At 39.3% G+C, this 15,902-nt stretch carries 18 protein-coding genes; 5 read left to right on the top strand and 13 right to left on the bottom strand.

The window, feature by feature from the left end:
* Positions 1 to 6 precede the first annotated feature (6 nt).
* The 3 genes from EG346_RS19115 to EG346_RS19105 all read left to right on the top strand — a co-directional run bounded on the left by EG346_RS19115 (position 7) and on the right by EG346_RS19105 (position 1,744).
* Positions 7 to 462: a cupin domain-containing protein gene (locus EG346_RS19115; protein ID WP_123880846.1), complete on the top strand. Its 456-nt coding sequence runs from the start codon at positions 7 to 9 to the stop codon at positions 460 to 462.
* 153 nt (positions 463 to 615) lie between these two features.
* Complete coding sequence (locus EG346_RS19110) at positions 616 to 1,500, top strand: dihydrodipicolinate synthase family protein (RefSeq protein ID WP_073334607.1); 885 nt, start codon at positions 616 to 618, stop codon at positions 1,498 to 1,500.
* Positions 1,501 to 1,510: 10 nt separating this feature from the next.
* Complete coding sequence (locus EG346_RS19105) at positions 1,511 to 1,744, top strand: thioredoxin family protein (RefSeq protein WP_123880844.1); 234 nt, start codon at positions 1,511 to 1,513, stop codon at positions 1,742 to 1,744.
* A gap of 103 nt (positions 1,745 to 1,847) precedes the next feature.
* On the opposite strand, the gene EG346_RS19100 is transcribed toward EG346_RS19105, so the two are convergent.
* On the bottom strand, positions 1,848 to 2,354 hold the full coding sequence (locus tag EG346_RS19100; RefSeq protein ID WP_073334605.1) for a pyridoxamine 5'-phosphate oxidase family protein: 507 nt from the start codon (positions 2,352 to 2,354) through the stop codon (positions 1,848 to 1,850).
* A 202-nt stretch (positions 2,355 to 2,556) separates the two neighbouring features.
* Between EG346_RS19100 and EG346_RS19095 the strand changes: the two genes are divergently transcribed.
* Both EG346_RS19095 and EG346_RS19090 read left to right on the top strand, forming a co-directional pair.
* Entirely contained in the window at positions 2,557 to 3,351 is a 795-nt protein-coding gene (locus EG346_RS19095; protein WP_123880842.1) for a helix-turn-helix domain-containing protein, read from the top strand.
* A 65-nt stretch (positions 3,352 to 3,416) separates the two neighbouring features.
* Positions 3,417 to 4,373, top strand: coding sequence for a nitrilase family protein (locus EG346_RS19090; protein ID WP_123880840.1), 957 nt, complete (start codon positions 3,417 to 3,419; stop codon positions 4,371 to 4,373).
* Positions 4,374 to 4,458: 85 nt separating this feature from the next.
* Here EG346_RS19090 and EG346_RS19085 read toward each other — a convergent pair whose 3' ends face one another.
* The 12 genes from EG346_RS19085 to EG346_RS19030 all read right to left on the bottom strand — a co-directional run bounded on the left by EG346_RS19085 (position 4,459) and on the right by EG346_RS19030 (position 15,865).
* A complete protein-coding gene (locus tag EG346_RS19085) occupies positions 4,459 to 4,836 on the bottom strand; it encodes a rhodanese-like domain-containing protein (protein ID WP_123880838.1) in 378 nt (125 codons plus the stop codon).
* On the bottom strand, positions 4,833 to 5,135 hold the full coding sequence (locus EG346_RS19080; protein WP_073334602.1) for a DUF3817 domain-containing protein: 303 nt from the start codon (positions 5,133 to 5,135) through the stop codon (positions 4,833 to 4,835). The genes EG346_RS19085 and EG346_RS19080 overlap by 4 nt, the downstream gene beginning before the upstream one ends.
* Before the next feature lie 2 nt (positions 5,136 to 5,137).
* Positions 5,138 to 5,596 (bottom strand): hypothetical protein, encoded by a 459-nt coding sequence (locus EG346_RS19075; protein ID WP_123880836.1) that lies wholly within the window; start codon positions 5,594 to 5,596, stop codon positions 5,138 to 5,140.
* 70 nt (positions 5,597 to 5,666) lie between these two features.
* Positions 5,667 to 6,257, bottom strand: a complete 591-nt coding sequence (locus EG346_RS19070) for a TetR/AcrR family transcriptional regulator (protein WP_123880834.1) — start codon at positions 6,255 to 6,257, stop codon at positions 5,667 to 5,669.
* A 273-nt stretch (positions 6,258 to 6,530) separates the two neighbouring features.
* Complete coding sequence (gene pdeM, locus EG346_RS19065; RefSeq protein WP_123880832.1) at positions 6,531 to 7,175, bottom strand: ligase-associated DNA damage response endonuclease PdeM; 645 nt, start codon at positions 7,173 to 7,175, stop codon at positions 6,531 to 6,533.
* A gap of 252 nt (positions 7,176 to 7,427) precedes the next feature.
* Complete coding sequence (locus tag EG346_RS19060; RefSeq protein ID WP_123880830.1) at positions 7,428 to 9,878, bottom strand: ligase-associated DNA damage response DEXH box helicase; 2,451 nt, start codon at positions 9,876 to 9,878, stop codon at positions 7,428 to 7,430.
* 1 nt (position 9,879) lies between these two features.
* A complete protein-coding gene (locus EG346_RS19055; RefSeq protein WP_123880828.1) occupies positions 9,880 to 11,460 on the bottom strand; it encodes an ATP-dependent DNA ligase in 1,581 nt (526 codons plus the stop codon).
* Positions 11,457 to 12,479, bottom strand: coding sequence for a ligase-associated DNA damage response exonuclease (locus tag EG346_RS19050; RefSeq protein ID WP_123880826.1), 1,023 nt, complete (start codon positions 12,477 to 12,479; stop codon positions 11,457 to 11,459). Before EG346_RS19050 ends, EG346_RS19055 begins: the two co-directional genes overlap by 4 nt.
* 247 nt (positions 12,480 to 12,726) lie before the next feature.
* Complete coding sequence (locus EG346_RS19045; RefSeq protein ID WP_123880824.1) at positions 12,727 to 13,803, bottom strand: SDR family oxidoreductase; 1,077 nt, start codon at positions 13,801 to 13,803, stop codon at positions 12,727 to 12,729.
* Between the two features lie 90 nt (positions 13,804 to 13,893).
* On the bottom strand, positions 13,894 to 14,472 hold the full coding sequence (locus tag EG346_RS19040; RefSeq protein ID WP_228426131.1) for a Crp/Fnr family transcriptional regulator: 579 nt from the start codon (positions 14,470 to 14,472) through the stop codon (positions 13,894 to 13,896).
* Between the two features lie 45 nt (positions 14,473 to 14,517).
* Positions 14,518 to 14,976: a PPC domain-containing DNA-binding protein gene (locus EG346_RS19035; RefSeq protein ID WP_228426129.1), complete on the bottom strand. Its 459-nt coding sequence runs from the start codon at positions 14,974 to 14,976 to the stop codon at positions 14,518 to 14,520.
* A gap of 43 nt (positions 14,977 to 15,019) precedes the next feature.
* Positions 15,020 to 15,865 (bottom strand): NAD(P)-dependent oxidoreductase, encoded by an 846-nt coding sequence (locus tag EG346_RS19030; protein WP_123880822.1) that lies wholly within the window; start codon positions 15,863 to 15,865, stop codon positions 15,020 to 15,022.
* Positions 15,866 to 15,902: the final 37 nt, after the last annotated feature.

Below are 15,902 nucleotides of genomic sequence, written 5' to 3'. Positions count from 1 at the left end.
AACATCATGGACAAAAAAGATTTCAGTTCAAAAGATTTTCACGAAACATTTGCAAGCCCCCGGTATGTAAAGCCCAGCCATCTGATTCATAAAAATGTGGAAAATGCCGGCGAACATAACCAGTTTTCAGCAGAAAGAAAACATCCGGTTTTCTTCGTAGATCTTCCCAGTAAGAATGTCAGTATGACCATCGGTGGACTGGTTCCAGGCCAGCAAACCAACAGACACCGTCATACTTACGAAACCGTACTGTATGTCATTGAAGGAAAAGGATGGACGGAAGTAGAAGATGAAAGAGTGCATTGGGAAGCGGGAGATGCGGTTTACATTCCATCATGGGCATGGCATAAACATCAGAATCTCAGCGATACAGAACCTGCGAAATATTTAGCATGCGAAAACGCACCGCAACTGCAAAATCTGGGGGTCGCCCTTAGAGAAGAAGAAGGAAGAGATTTATAGGATGAAAGGATTAGGTTTAAAGTTTTGGCTAAATCTGTGATTTAATTAAATCATAAAATAATAAACAAACCCCATTCTCAGTATAAAACCAAAGATCTTTCCTAATCCCTAATCCCTAATCTTAGCACATCATTTAATTTTAAATCAATAAATATGAAAAATGTTCCATTCAAAGGAATCATCGCATATCCTATTACACCTTTTGACCAGAATGAAAAAGTAGATATTACCCTTTTTAAAAAGCTGGTAGAAAGATTAATCGTTTCCGGAATCCACGGAATAGCTCCGTTGGGAAGTACAGGCGTCATGCCGTATCTCTCTGACGAGGAAAAAGAAGCGATAACGGAAGCTTCCATACAGCAAACCAAAGGTAGAGTTCCCACACTGGTGGGCGTCTCAAACCTGACGACCGAAAAAACCGTTCATCATGCCCGATTCGCTGAAAAAGCAGGAGCAGATGCCGTGATGATCATTCCCATGAGCTACTGGAAGCTTACCGATGATGAGATCGTTGCTCATTATGATGCGGTAGCCCGCAAAATCTCCATTCCTATCATGGCTTACAATAATCCGGCAACCAGTGGAGTAGATATGTCGCCAGCCCTTCTGAAAAGATTGCTGGAGATTTCTAACGTGACCATGATTAAGGAAAGTACAGGAGATATCCAGAGAATGCATTACTTAAGGAAAGAACTCGGTGAGGAAACAGCCTTCTACAACGGATCCAATCCTTTGGCATTAGCCGCATTTACAGCAGGGGCGAGAGGATGGTGTACAGCCGCTCCCAATCTGATTCCGGAGCTTACTATTGAATTGTATCATGCAATTGAAGAAGGTAATCTTGAGAAAGCAAAAGATGTTTTTTACCAGCAGTTTGATCTCCTGAAATTTATAGTCAGTAAAGGGTTGCCAAGAGCAGTCAAGGCAGGCCTGAATATTTTAGGAGAAGAAGGTGGAAACTTGAGAAGTCCGTTGCAACCTCTGACTGAAAAAGACACAGAAGAACTTAAAAATATCATTAAAACCGTTTTAAATTAATTTAAATTTTATGAAAAAACCAGTTTTTTATTACGCAGGATGTTCAGTATGCGTAAGCGCGGAGCATGACATTGTTAATCTTATCGGTGCTGAAAATGTAGACCTTGTACATTTAGGAAATGACAAAAATAGAATTGCGGAAGCTGAAAATGCAGGCGTAAAGTCAGTTCCTGCCCTGGTAACGTCCAATGGAAATGTTCTGCATATCAATTTTGGAGCCTCTATGGAGGAGATCAAAAAATAAAAAAATCTGGTGGCTTCGAAAGCATTAATCACCAGATTTTAAGGTCAGTTTACTATTAATTTTACAGAAAATATGGCTGAGAGATCTCTCAGCCATATTTTATTTATACAGTAGCGTTGCCTTCTACGCCGTCTGCATTGTTAGTTTTAATGCCGGTAAGGGCTGCTGCAACAAAGCTGAAAAGGCTGACCAATTTTCCTGCTTTGGTATCCCAATAATAAGTTTCTTTTGGTTCTACACGAATGATGGTCACATCCGGATCATCTTTTCCGTCAAACCATGCTTTAGCCATCGGAGACCATTTATCTTCAATGGTAGCTTTATCTTTATAAACAGAAGCTTCTCCGTAAACCGAAAGATATTGTGAATCACTGTTATTCATAAAAAACAGCTGTACTCTGCGGTCTTCTTTAATCTCAAAATTCTTGTTGCTTGTTCCGCTGCTGATAAACCATAAATTTCCACTGTCATCTGTCTCCTGAAGGGACATCGGACGTGAATTGACAGGAACCGTTTCAAGCTCGGTGCAGAACATGCATATTCTTGCTTTTTCAGAAAGTTCCTGGATCTTTTTAATAGCTTCCAGATGAGTTAAGTTTTGTGTTGACATATTAGTATATTTTAATGATTGATTTTAAATACGAAATAAATGTTGATGGCTTCTGGAATGGAAGTTTCAATGTCATTATGAATTAAAACATTCAAATACCTGACCAAACAGCCTATTTTTGTGGTACTACTGCTTAAAGTTTTTCTTTGAAATCATAAAATATGCATATTTTATTCTACAGAATTTTGCGTAATTTTGAGGAATGCAGATTCAGCCACCCAGGCATTTATCACCATACATCCGGCATTATATCTTTTTGGAAAATGCAGGCAGTGAGCGTAAAAGCTTAAGATTATTTACAGATGGCAGCACAGGATTGATCTTGTCCGGCAGTCAGAATCTGTATGCTAACCCGGGACATCACATTCCATCTTCTTTTTTTTATGGACAGCCGGCAGGATATAAAGATTTTATGGCCGAAGGTTCATTTTCTATGCTAGCAGTGGTTTTTCAACCTTATTTTTTTAATATTCTTCTTAAAATTTCTGCAAAAGAAGCCAAAAATCAAATTATTTCTGCTGAAGATATTTTGAAGAATGAATTGCTGGTTTTTCAGGAAGACCTTTTAGCAGGAATTGATCCTGAAATGATTATTGCTCAACTGAATATTTACTTTACCCGATTTCTGTCGGGAAATATCAATTCTGATCATGGGCTGATCAAAGCTGTTCAGCAAATGATGCTTGCAAATAAAGGTTCCGTATCTTCAAAAGAGCTGGAACAGTTCACGGGATACTCTGAACGTCATCTTGAAAGGAAATTTGAAGATTATATCGGTTTATCGCCTAAGAAATATGGACGTATCATCCGGCTTCATCACTTTATTGATTTAATGAATAAAAATACAGTTGGTGAAAGTATTGCAGCGTTGTCAGATGAAGCAGGCTACACCGACCAGTCTCATTTGATTAAAGATTTTAAAAGCCATATCGGACTTACGCCGAACCAATATCTGAAGACTCAGAATAAGCTGGCGATCAATTTTATTGAGTTATAATGTAAGAATGTCGGTTTTTTACAATCCTCAATTCTGTCTGAATGATAGTTTTGCAGAAAAAAAAGATGAACAATCTCAAAATTTCAACAGCACAATTCGAAAATAAAAGCGGAGACAAAGAATACAATCTGTCAGTCATAGAGAAATTAGCCGCAAAAGCGGCCTCTAAAGGTTCGCAGGTGATTGCTTTTCACGAATGTTCCATTACAGGCTATACTTTTGCCAGAAATCTTTCAAAAGAGCAGCTTCTGGAGGTTGCAGAATTGATCCCTGACGGAAAAAGCATTCAAAGGCTACAGCAAATCGCCACTCAGTATCACATCACGATATTGGCTGGTCTTTTTGAAAAGGATGAACATGATCATATTTTCAAAGCTTATGTGTGTATAGATCAAACCGGGCTGAAAGCTAAATACAGGAAGCTTCATCCCTTCATCAATCCTCATCTTACGCCTGGAAACGAATACTGTATTTTTGATATTCAAGGCTGGAAATGTGGAATTCTGATCTGCTACGATAACAATATTGTTGAAAACGTGCGGGCAACCAGGCTTTTGGGAGCCGATATTATTTTTATGCCGCATGTCACTATGTGTACGCCTTCCACAAGGCCGGGAGCAGGATTTGTAGATCCGGAATTATGGCAGAACAGGGAAGCAGATCCTACCTCGCTTCGTCTGGAATTCGACGGAATGAAAGGAAGAGACTGGCTGATGAAATGGCTGCCGGCAAGAGCCTATGACAACGGAATTTATGTGGTTTTTTCAAATCCTGTCGGGATGGATGACGATCAGCTGAAAAACGGCTGCTCAATGATCATTGATCCTTTTGGAGATATCATTGCGGAATGCCGTTCGTTCGACGACAGTTTTGAAAGCGTTACGATTTCTCCAGAAAAACTTACCCAGGCAGGTGGAAGCAGATATGTCAAAGCAAGAAGGCCGGAATTGTACAGAGATATCATTGGTATGGAGCATCATTCTGAACAGAAAGTGGTCTGGATGAAAGACAATACTATTTAGTCGGACTTCCTGGAAAAAAGATTGATGGGGTGGAAGACATCCGTGTCATGGTTTTAAACCTTGACACGGATATTCAAGGAAACTTTCAATCATTTCTATCTTGAATTTTTTTCTCTATCAATACCTGAAGATCACTCCACGCTCCACCATTATGGACATGCTTAAAACCTTTTTCTTTCAAAATATGTTCAGCTTTTACACTGCGCAATCCGTGGGAACAAACCGTGATATAGGTTTTGTCTGGATCCAGTTCTGTGTATCTCTCTCTTATGGTTCCTAAAGAAATATTGACAGCGCCTTTGATATGTTCCATTGCATATTCTTTTTCCGTTCTTACATCCAGAATAACAGCGTCTTTTTTAATGAGTAGTTCTAAACCGTCCTCTAAGGTCTGATATCTGTAAACCCGATAAATAACATATACAGTGACTATAATTCCACATAATATCAATACATTTTTCATAATCTGCTGAGAATTTTTTTATCAATATAAAAAGTTCCGAAAGGAATAAAACATGCCAGAATGACTTTCCAGGTCGTTTCTTTAAATTTCCAATGCTGTTCAACGCCTACGCTTAAAGTATTGAAAAGGAAAAGAAGAAATAAAGTTCCATGAATAGGACCTATCATCTTAACCAGAGAAGGATTTCCCAGCCAGTACTTCAAAGGAAGGGCAATGAAAACTAAGGTTAAGAGAGAGATCCCTTCTAAAATAGCCAGAATTCTTAGGCGTCCGATTTTTGTTTTTAATAAATCTATCATCGTTATCTGAAATAAGGTCTGTTAACAAAAGGAGAAAATGGCCAGGGGATAGCTATGAAAATGACAACCAGAGCAATAGAAAACCAGATGAGCATTGTTTTAAATTTTTCCCGATCTGTATTTTTTCTTTTAGCTAAGGCAGAACCAATGGTGATGAGCACAATTGCAGTCATCATGAGCAGCATATGGATCAGCCCGAAAAAAAGCAGGTCCCACGATGTTCTGGTTTCACTGAAATTCTTCCAGAAATATTTTACAACTGGACTTTTAACATAGAGTATAATTCCAAAGATCAACTGGATATGAGCAATGGTGGCGGTCCAGTGCCTTACTGAATCGTCTGTTTTAGAAAATGATTTATGATAAAAATGTCCTCTGAAAGCTCTCCACAGAGCATACAAAAGGCTTAACAAAACGATCCACCGGAATGTGGAGTGCAAATAGGTAAGGGTCTGATACATGAGTAACTTTTTTGAACGCACCAAAGGTATAATAAAAACATACTAATTAGTATGTTTTTTGATAAAAAAATTATTCCAATGATTTAAAGTAGGTCTTAAGTCCCTTTAAATAAATAATATACACTGATTTTGAGTTTTCAAGTTTTCCTAAATTCCGCACGCCCCAATATCCGGACATCACAAAAACAGCAATTTCTTTTGCATTCACATTCTGTTTTACGGTACCCGTCTTTTTACCGTTTTCAATACAGGTGATCATTGCATTTTCCCACTGTCCGGCAAGTTCGTTCAATGCTTTTGTAAAATCAAGGTGCCAGGGAGCCATTTCCTGAGTGAAATTAGCCGTTGGGCAGCCATATTCAACTTTCAGAAGATCATTTTCCACTAAAATCCCGTACATCAGCTGATATATGCTTTCCAATGGATTTTCAGTGTTTTCCAGGGGTTCTATAAAAGTGCTTTTAAAGTTGTTTTTCAGAAGTTCATTAATGATCGCCAGCCCCATTTCATCTTTTGTTTTAAAATGATAATAGAAGGCGCCTTTGGTCACCTGCGTCGTCGCAATGATCTCATCAACGCTGGTGGTCTGATAACCTTTAGCATAGATGAGTTCAAATGCTTTCTGAAGAATATTCAGGCGGGTGGCTTCTGATTTTTTCATTAGGATAGAGTGACTTTCATGCAAAGGAACGGAATTTTTGTCCAAAAAAACAAACCATGATTATTCTGATAAAAATACAATTTAAATAATTTTTATAATACATTCATTCGGCGGAAATTTGCATCGTCAGACTCAACAAAATTATAAGACAATGAATTACCAAAAAAACATACCCATGAAAACGGATCATACGTCAAAAAGTAAAGGACTGTCCTTGGCCGGACAGTCTTTTTAGTTGAGACATCTTGTTCTTACTATCATTATCAGTTCATTTTAAATCTCGTGAATCTCAGAATCAGTGAATACAAAGAATTTTCCTCCTTTAGGAATGTTTTTGGTGTCTAATCCTGTAAATTCGCTGAAGGCAGGCAATAATAGCTGATTCTGGGTTTGAACAAAACACGCAAGCCTGATCCTTTTCACAGAAGAATTCAGCACAACGCCGGGATGAATGTGCCCTGTGATCTGAAATTCAGGTAATATTTTGTCAAAATCATGAATAAAAGTAAATCCATGGATGGTCAGGGATTCGGATTTAAAATTTAAACATAATTTTTTTTCTAATTTCGCTGACAGGCGGTCATGGTTTCCTTCAACAAGGTAAAATTGAAGATCAGGATACTGATTTCTCCAGCTGCAGAATTCGTCTACATCCGAGTTGTCTCCGGCATGAAGAAGATCGCCCACCACAATGAATTTTTCCGGCTGAAAATATTCAATCAAGACGGAAAGCCTTTCCAGATCACTTTTCATAATCTGATTGGCCAGCGCAATTCCGTTTTTGCGAAAATGAGCTGTTTTTCCAATGTGAAGATCAGATAGGATGAGTGCTTTTTCTTTTTTCCAAAATGCTGCACGCTGATTGGTCAATGTAAAAATTGTATTGTTGATTGTGATATTTTTTATGGCGATGTTCATTTTTTTTTAGATGTTAGAAGGTGGGAAAGGAGTTTGCTTAACTCTGATTTCTTTATCATTTTTAGTTGATACTGTTTTTAACTACCCCGTCTTTTTGCTTTGCAAAAATCCACCCCTTCATGGAAGGGGAATTATGATATGTGGATTTAATTTTTGTCAATTTATTTTTACCATTTCCCGATACCTGAATAGATTATTCCTTACAGCGAACTCCGAACCCAACTCATCACTTATCACTTATAATTTATAACTCTAAAACCCCTTTTTCCTCGCCTGTTCGACCATTTTTTTAATCCTCGCATCTAGGCTTTCACTGGAGAGCGTCTGTCTTAAGCTGTCTACTTTGATAGGGAAACTTAGTGGAGTAAAGGTATTGGAATGTTTTAATATGATTTTTGATTTTTCAATTCTTTTAAAGGCTTCCACGAGACGGGGTTCCTGAAGCTGCATATTGAACACTTCGGTGTAAGCCTGTCTTACAAGAAAATGATTGGGATCATAATCTTCCAGTACTTTAAAAATGAGTCCGGCCGAGCTTTGCAATGATTTGTTTGAACGTTGTTTTCCTGCATAATTCTGAATAACCATTCCTGAAATTACAGCGATATCCCTGAATTTTCTTCGGGCCATTTCTGCAGAGTTGATGCTTGCGATGACATCGTTCATCAGGTTGTCTCGGGTTAGAATTGCATCCAGATTATCTTCATGCAGAGGAATTTCTTTATCGCTGAACAGTTCAAAACCATAGTCATTCATGGCCATTGAAAAAGAAATGGGGGCAAGTTTTGAAATGCGGTAGGCAATCAAAGCAGCCATTACTTCGTGGACAAGCCGACCTTCAAAAGGATACATGAACAGGTGGTAGCCTTCGCGGTTTTTGATCAGTTCGACAAGAAACTCATCTTCTTTAGGAATATGAGATTTTTTTTCCTGATTGGTTAATAAAGGATGTAAAAATTTAAGTTCCTTCTCCGAAGCTTTTGGGTTTAAAGCATGAGAGAGTTTTTCTCTTAAAAAATGGCCTAAATTGGAACTTAACGGCAATCTTCCTCCCAAATAACTCGGGGCCCTTGCTTTCCCTTTTGCTCCACGTACATAAACGGTCATATCTTTAATCATGGCAACTTCAAGCGTTCGTCCCGCCAGAATAAATTTTTCTTCTTTTTTTAATTTTGTAATAAAATATTCTTCCACCATTCCAATATAGCCGCCGGAAATGAATTTCACTTTCAGCATGGCATCACTTACGATAACACCCATATTCATGCGGTGGAGCATGGCGATCTTCCGTGAGGTCACTTTATAGAGACCGTCTTCCATAATGACAATTTTATGGAATTCTTCATAGCTTTTCAACACACTTCCGCCAATCGTCAGAAAGTCCAGGATGCTTTTCCATTCTTCTTCAGTCATTTCCTGAAAGGCAAATACTTTTTTGATTCTCTCGAAGGTTTCTTCGGGATAAAATCCGTCACCAACGGCCAGAGTCATCAGAAACTGAACCAGAACATCGAAACACAAAACCTGGGGTTCACGTGGTTCTATAACCTTTTGTTTTACGGCTTCTTTCAAAGCGGCTACTTCGATCAGTTCAAGAGAGTGGGTAGGAACACAGTAGATTTTAGAGGTCTCAAAAGGCGAGTGACCGCTTCGTCCTGCCCGTTGCAGAAATCTGGCCACTCCTTTGGCTGAACCAATCTGAATGACGGTATCAACGGGTTTAAAATCAATTCCAAGATCTAAAGACGAAGTGGAGACCACAGCTTTCAGTTTTCCGGCACTTAAATTCTCTTCAATCCAGATCCGGAGATGCGCATCAATAGAACTGTGGTGAATGGCAATCTGACCTGCAAAATCAGGATAAGCATCCAGTAACAGCTGATACCACATTTCGCTTTGGCTCCGGGTATTGGTGAAAACGATGGTTGATTTTGAATCAAGAATGATAGGAACGATTTTATCGGCTAATTTGGCTCCCAAATGTCCTGCCCAGGGAAGAATATCAAGTTCATCCGGAATAACGGGCAGAATATCTATTTTTTTATGTTCCTTGGCTGTAATCTTTGTTTTTTTGATGTCGTATGGAATTAAAACATCCATGGCTTCATCAAGGTTTCCAATCGTTGCGGTAATTCCCCATATTTTTATTTTCGGGACATATTTTCTGAGCTGAGAAATGGCGAGTTCTACCATAACGCCGCGTTTTGAACCAAGCAATTCGTGCCATTCATCAACGGCCACGCACTTCATATCCTGAAAGAAGCGTTCATGATTTTTCTGGCCTAAAAGAAGGTGGAGACTTTCGGGGGTCACCACAAGGATTTCAGGCATATTTCTGATCTGCTGCTGTTTTACTTTCTGTTCCGTATCTCCGTTTCTCACCCCAACAGTCCAGTCGAGGCCTATTTCATCCATGGCTTCCTGCATCGCTTTAGCAATATCTTTCGACAAAGAACGAAGGGGCGTGATCCAGATCATTTTCAGCCCTTTTTTATACTGTTCGGGACGATTCATGAAATCTGAAATCAAAGCCAGAAAAACAGAAAATGTCTTTCCGAATCCGGTAGGGGCAATGACCATTCCGCTATATCCGTTTCCGAATTTCTGCCAGGTTTCGATCTGAAATTTGAAAGGGGAGATGCCCTTATCCGTCATCCATTGCTGAATGACTTTAAATCCGTCGCTATTTTCAAATGTTTTCAAATTATTGGATCAGTTTTTTTACCTCTTCAAGTTCGTCAATTTCGTTGACGGTTTTGTCTTTTCTCCATCTCAGGATTCTTGGAAATCTTAACGCAACGCCGCTTTTATGTCTGCTGCTGAATCCGATTCCTTCAAAAGCAATTTCGAAAACCAATTCTGCTTTTACGGTACGTACAGGACCAAATTTTTCAATAGCATTTTTATTCACAAATTTGCTTACTTCCATGATTTCTTTATCAGTGAGACCTGAATAGGCTTTTGCGATCGTTACTAAAGCATCTCCATTTTTTACAGCGAATGTATAATCCGTGTAATAGGCACTTCGTCGGCCGCTCCCTTTCTGGGCATAAATTAAGACCGCATCAATAGTCAGCGGACTTACTTTCCACTTCCACCAGTCACCTTTTTTCCTTCCGGCATGATACATGGAATTCTTCTGTTTCAGCATAAGACCTTCACTGTTGATCTCTCTTGATTCTTCTCTTATCGTATTCAGATCTTCCCATTTTTCAAAATCAATAACCTGAGATAGCTTTATATTTTGAGGGGATTCATTCAGTAGCAATTCTTCAAGCATAGCACGTCTGGATGCCATGGATTTTTCACGGAGGTCCGTTCCTTCGAGCTCTAAAAGATCATAAACAAAGACTTTAATCGGAATATCTGAGAGCATTTTTTTAGTTAAAGTTTTCCTGTTTAATCTTTTCTGTAATTCGTTGAAATTTAAAACATTAGAATCCTTTACCGCAAGTATTTCTCCATCTAAAACAAAGTTGCCTTTCATAGCCTGAACGGTCTCCCTGATTTCAGGAAACTGATCGGTTACGAGCTCTTCACCTCTTGACCAGATAAAAACTTCATCATTTCTTTTAATGATCTGTCCGCGGATTCCGTCCCACTTATATTCGATCTGCCAGTCTTCAGGATTTCCGAGTTCTTCCAGTTCTTTTTCAAGAGGATAAGCCAGACAAAAAGGATAAGGTTTTGAATTGTCGGGATTGATATTTTCAGCTGAGATGAGTTCCTGGAACGAAACTTCCCCCGGGATCCATTTTCCCATCAGACTGTGCATCAAAGTACTTGACTCCTGAGATGAAAATTTGGTAAGGGCATTAATCAGCGTTTTATCGGAAACCCCGATTCTGAAGCTTCCACCCAGTAATTTATTGAAAATTAAACGTTCCGTATAATCCAGTCCATTCCATGATTTTAGCACAAATTCTTTCTTTTCGGTTTCTGATTTGTCTTTTAACTGAATGATATCCAGCATCCACTCTGAAAGGGTACGGTCAATAGTTTCTGAAGGTGGAGGTAGAATAAGGGAAATGGTTTCACCCAGATCTCCTACTGAAGAATAGCTTTCCTGAAACAGCCAGAACGGCAGCTGAGTGATCTCCAGCGCCCATTCTTTCATGTAATTGGTATTCACATTTCTTTTGGGCCTTTTTCCGGTAAACAAAGCAATGAACCATACTTTATCTTCATCCGGAGCACGCTCCAGATAATCGATGATAGCGTCTATTTTAGCATTGGTTTTATTGGTGGTTTCCAAGGCGTTGATCAAGTCTGCGAAATGTTTCATGGCTCCGGATTTTCTATGGTTTCTTTTTCTGACTCTTCTTCATCTTCACCGAACAGGGTTTCCACAACATCAGATTTGATGCCTATTTCATTTAAATACTTTGAGAAAATTTCAGTCTGCCCGTGCGTAACGTGTACAATTTCAGCTTCTGTAGCTTTTACGGCTTGCAGAAGTCCTTTCCAGTCGGCATGGTCGCTCATGGCAAATCCTGCGTCAGCACTGCGCCATCTTCTGGCTCCGCGTACCTGCATCCATCCGGAACAGATCGCTGTTGCAGCATCCGGTATTTTTTTGATGATATTGCTGTCGAGTAAAGCTGGAGGAACAATTACGATTCCGTGTTGTACTTCTTTTGGGTTTTCTTTAAAATCAGCGATTTTGTAATCGGGAAGGGTAATGCCTACTGATTCAAAGGCTTCATTCAGTCTTCCGATAGAATTGTGGACATATATTTTTCCTAAACCTTCTACCGCTTTCATGATACGCTGAGCTTTTCCCAGTGAGTATCCTATGAATACTGAGGTTTTTGAATTTTCCTGGTTTTTAAGAACCCAGCTTTGAAGCTTTTTATTGAGTTCAGGAACTTCCAGCCAGTTATAAATAGGCAATCCGAAGGTGCTTTCCGTGACAAACTCATTGCATTTTACCAACTCAAAAGGGGTACTCAGTCCATCTTCCTGGACTTTGTAATCTCCTGATATAACGGTAACATAGCCTTTGTATTCTAATCTTATCTGGGCTGACCCAATAATGTGTCCGGCAGGATGCATTGATAATTTTACACCGTTTAAGGTAATGGTTTCACCATATTCAACACTTTGGCATTCGATATCAACCCCAATTCTTTGATAAAGGATGGGCTTGGTGTAATGATGGCAAAGGTATTTTTTCATTCCCCACCGCGCATGATCAGCGTGTCCGTGAGTGATGACTGCGAGGTCTACCGGTCTCCAGGGATCAATATAAAATTTCCCCTGCGGACAGTAAATTCCTTTTTTTGTGAATGTTATTAATTTCAATGGTGCGATCGGTTTATATTTTACATTCAAAAATCCCACCAAATTAGCATCATCTTTCAATTTTGTGGTAAACTATGGTAGGTAAAAAAAACTACATTTAAAATACATGATCTTATCCGGAACTTTCTATAGATACAATATTAAGGGGGTTCAAGCACAATAAACGTTTTTTTTATTGGCATATAAGCTGCTTATGTTGTTTAAATTAAAAAGCAAACGGAGCAGTATTCAGCCGCTCCGTTTGTTTTTAAGGGATTAATCTTTCCGCTCTCAGTTTTTGAAATAGTTCAGTGAAAGAATCTTCTGTATTCTGATATGCTGTAAAACCAAGCTTTCTGCTGTTAGACATATCACACATCACTTCCAGAGGTCTTCCGAGATCGAGATCTGTATGCCACGCAGACGCCAGGCGATCGAGATGATCTTCTTTTAAACCGTATTTCTCTGTTATTTTCTTCCAGGTGGCAGCATCTTTACTTAATTCATGGTCAAGCGGTCTTACCGTCCCGTCGAAATCTTCTGCTTCAATGCCAAACCAGTCTGCCAGTCTTTTCCAAAGCCACTTCCAGCGGAAAACATCTCCATTCACAATATTAAAAGCCTGGTTTTTTGCAGATTCTGTGGTAGAAGCCCAAACCAATTGTTTTGCTAAAATCCGGGCATCCGTCACATCAGAAACACCGTTCCATTGTTCAGCAGATCCCGGCCAGACGAATTTTCGCCCTGTTTCCTTGCAGATACTTGCATACACCGCAAGAGTAGTTCCCATATTCATCAGATTGCCCACGGCGTAACCGATGACCGTATGAGGTCGGTGAATGCTCCACGTAAATCCATCTCTCTCGGAAGCTTTATACACTTCATCTTCTTGGGCATAGTAAAAATTGGGAAGGGGAAGTCTCGGATGTTCTTCTCTGACAGGGGTTTCCGGAAGCTTTCCTGCTTTCACATAGGCTTCAAAAGGTCCTAAATAGTGTTTCAATCCTGTAACCAAAGCGACATGCTGTACTGATTGTTTATGAGCCAATACGTCTAACAAGTTTCTTACCAGAGCACTGTTCACACGGATGTTTTCTTCCTCTGTGTCGTTTCGCATCCAGGTAGTGAAATAAACATGAGTAGGAGAAATTCCTTCCAGTGCTGTGTTTAAGCTATCAATATTCAGAAGGTCAGCCTTTACAGGAATGAGTTCCGGGATATTGCTATTGGTATTTCTGGAAAGTCCGTAAACGGTCCATCCCTGGGAAATAAGTTCCTGAGCAAGATTACTCCCTGTAATTCCTGTCGCACCAACGACCAGCGCGATGTTTTTTGCATTGTCCATATTTGTAAAATTTCTATTACAAAAATAGGGACAGAAGAAGGCTGAAACACTTGATCTGCATCATGTGTTTTTGTTGATCCAGATCAAGTATTAATGGAGATTTTTTTTTCGTATTCTGCTTACTGTCTCGGGAGCAAGTCCCAGATAGGAGGCAATAAGATTGTGCGGAACCCTTTTGATGATTTCCGGGCTTCGCTGCGTCAGTTGCCTATATTTTTCTTCTGCCGTAAAACTGTTGGAGACCATCAGCCGGTAATCTTTAGTGACCAGACTGTTTTGGTAAAGAATTCTGAAATACCGGTCCATGACAGGGATTTCCAGCATCATTCTTTCATAATCCTCAAGAGTAATCATGAGCACTTCGGTTTCTTCTACAGCATTGATATTCAAAACTGCTTTTTCCTGATTGATAAAGCTGTTGAAATCAGAAATCCACCAACCTTCGAAGGCAAACATATTGATCCTTTCACTTCCTTTTTCGTCTAAAACATAAGATTTAAGCAAACCTTTACTAACAAATGACAGGCATTTGCAAATATCACCTTCCTGCAGCAAATATTGTTTTTTACGTAATTTCTTATGCGTAAAAAAGGATACGATCTGATGTTTCTGTTTTCCAGGCAGGTCTACTTTGTTTTGTATATGGGAAAGAAGGAGATCAAACATCATGAAAATATTTTATCAAAAATACAACTTTCAAAGAAGTCTGTCATTTCATCTTTCAAAATCATAGAAATTGATTCCCACCTCTTCATTCTTAATTTTTACCACTCTGGTGTTCAGAGGATAAAAAATAAATTCTCCTGCGCCCCGGATCTTAGCATCCAGAAGATGTCCTGCCAGAGCGGTATAGTCTTCTCTTCCTAAAGTAATATGCAGATGAAGTATAGGTTTTCCTTCTATCTCAGACACGTTTCCCGAAATATTGGTTATTTCCATCTGTTCTTTGAATGTTTTATCAACGTAGTTTTTGTTGGATGGCTTGAAAAAGCGGAGGGTAGCTTCCTCTACAGCTCCAATACCTGTAACTTCGCCTGCCTGTATCTTCTGGTTGATAACGAAATCTGTCAACGCTTCAACGATACCTGACTGGTCTTTAATACTCACGATATAAACAGAGTCCACTTTTCTTGCCGACCAGTTATTTCCTTTAAAATTTTGTGTATCCATCATATGTACTGTTGAGAATTGAGTGTTTTGATATTCTTGTCAACTCTTATTTTTTAAGATAATTGATGATTCCCATCACGTCATCTTTACCAAAACCTTCATCATGAGCAGACTGATATGTTTCTATCAATGCTTTGGAAAGAGGAAAATCGGCCCCTGCATTTTTAGCAAGGAGAATATCTTTAAGCATCAGATCCAAAGCAAAGGCCGGATCAAAGGTATTATTGATCAGCATAGGGGTTTTTACTTTCGTCGCACCGCTTCCGCTGGCACTTTCATTGATGATTTCCAACATATCGGTACGCTGAATGCCCAATTGATCAGAAAACAGAACCGTCTCTGCCAGTCCCTGATAAATGGCAGAGAGGAAGTAATTCACAGACAGTTTTCCGGCAATTCCTTTTCCATTTTCGCCCAGATGCTTAACTGCTTTTCCAAGCTTCTCAAAATAAGGCATGGCGCGCTGAAGGTCTCTTTCTTCGCCGCCAGCGATGATGATGAGTGTACCTTCTGCTGCCGGCATGGTACTTCCTGCTACGGGAGCATCAATGAAATATGCTTCTTTTATTTTGACAGCATCTGCCATTTTTTTACTTGTTTCAGGAGAAATCGTACTCATGTCGATGAATAATTTCCCGTGAATATTCAAAACCAAAAGCTCTTCATAAACGGCTTTTATGGCCTCATCGTTGGTCAGCATGGTGAAAATAATGTCGCTGTTTTTCACCAGGTCCGTCACGGTAGAATAGACGGTGGATTTCTTTTTAAAATCCTCAGCTTTTTCGATGGTTCTATTGTAAACGGAAAGCGGAAATCCTGCCTTCTCCAAATTTTTTGCCATAGGATGGCCCATATTTCCTAATCCGATGAATCCTATTTTTTCTGTCTCCATATATTATTTTCCTATTATAATTAAGTATCAGCTCCGT

The sequence above is a fragment of the Chryseobacterium carnipullorum genome (assembly GCF_003815695.1).
Taxonomy (GTDB): domain Bacteria; phylum Bacteroidota; class Bacteroidia; order Flavobacteriales; family Weeksellaceae; genus Chryseobacterium; species Chryseobacterium carnipullorum.
The sequence above is the reverse complement of the archived record's forward strand: the minus strand, read 5'-3'. Positions and strand labels throughout refer to the sequence as shown.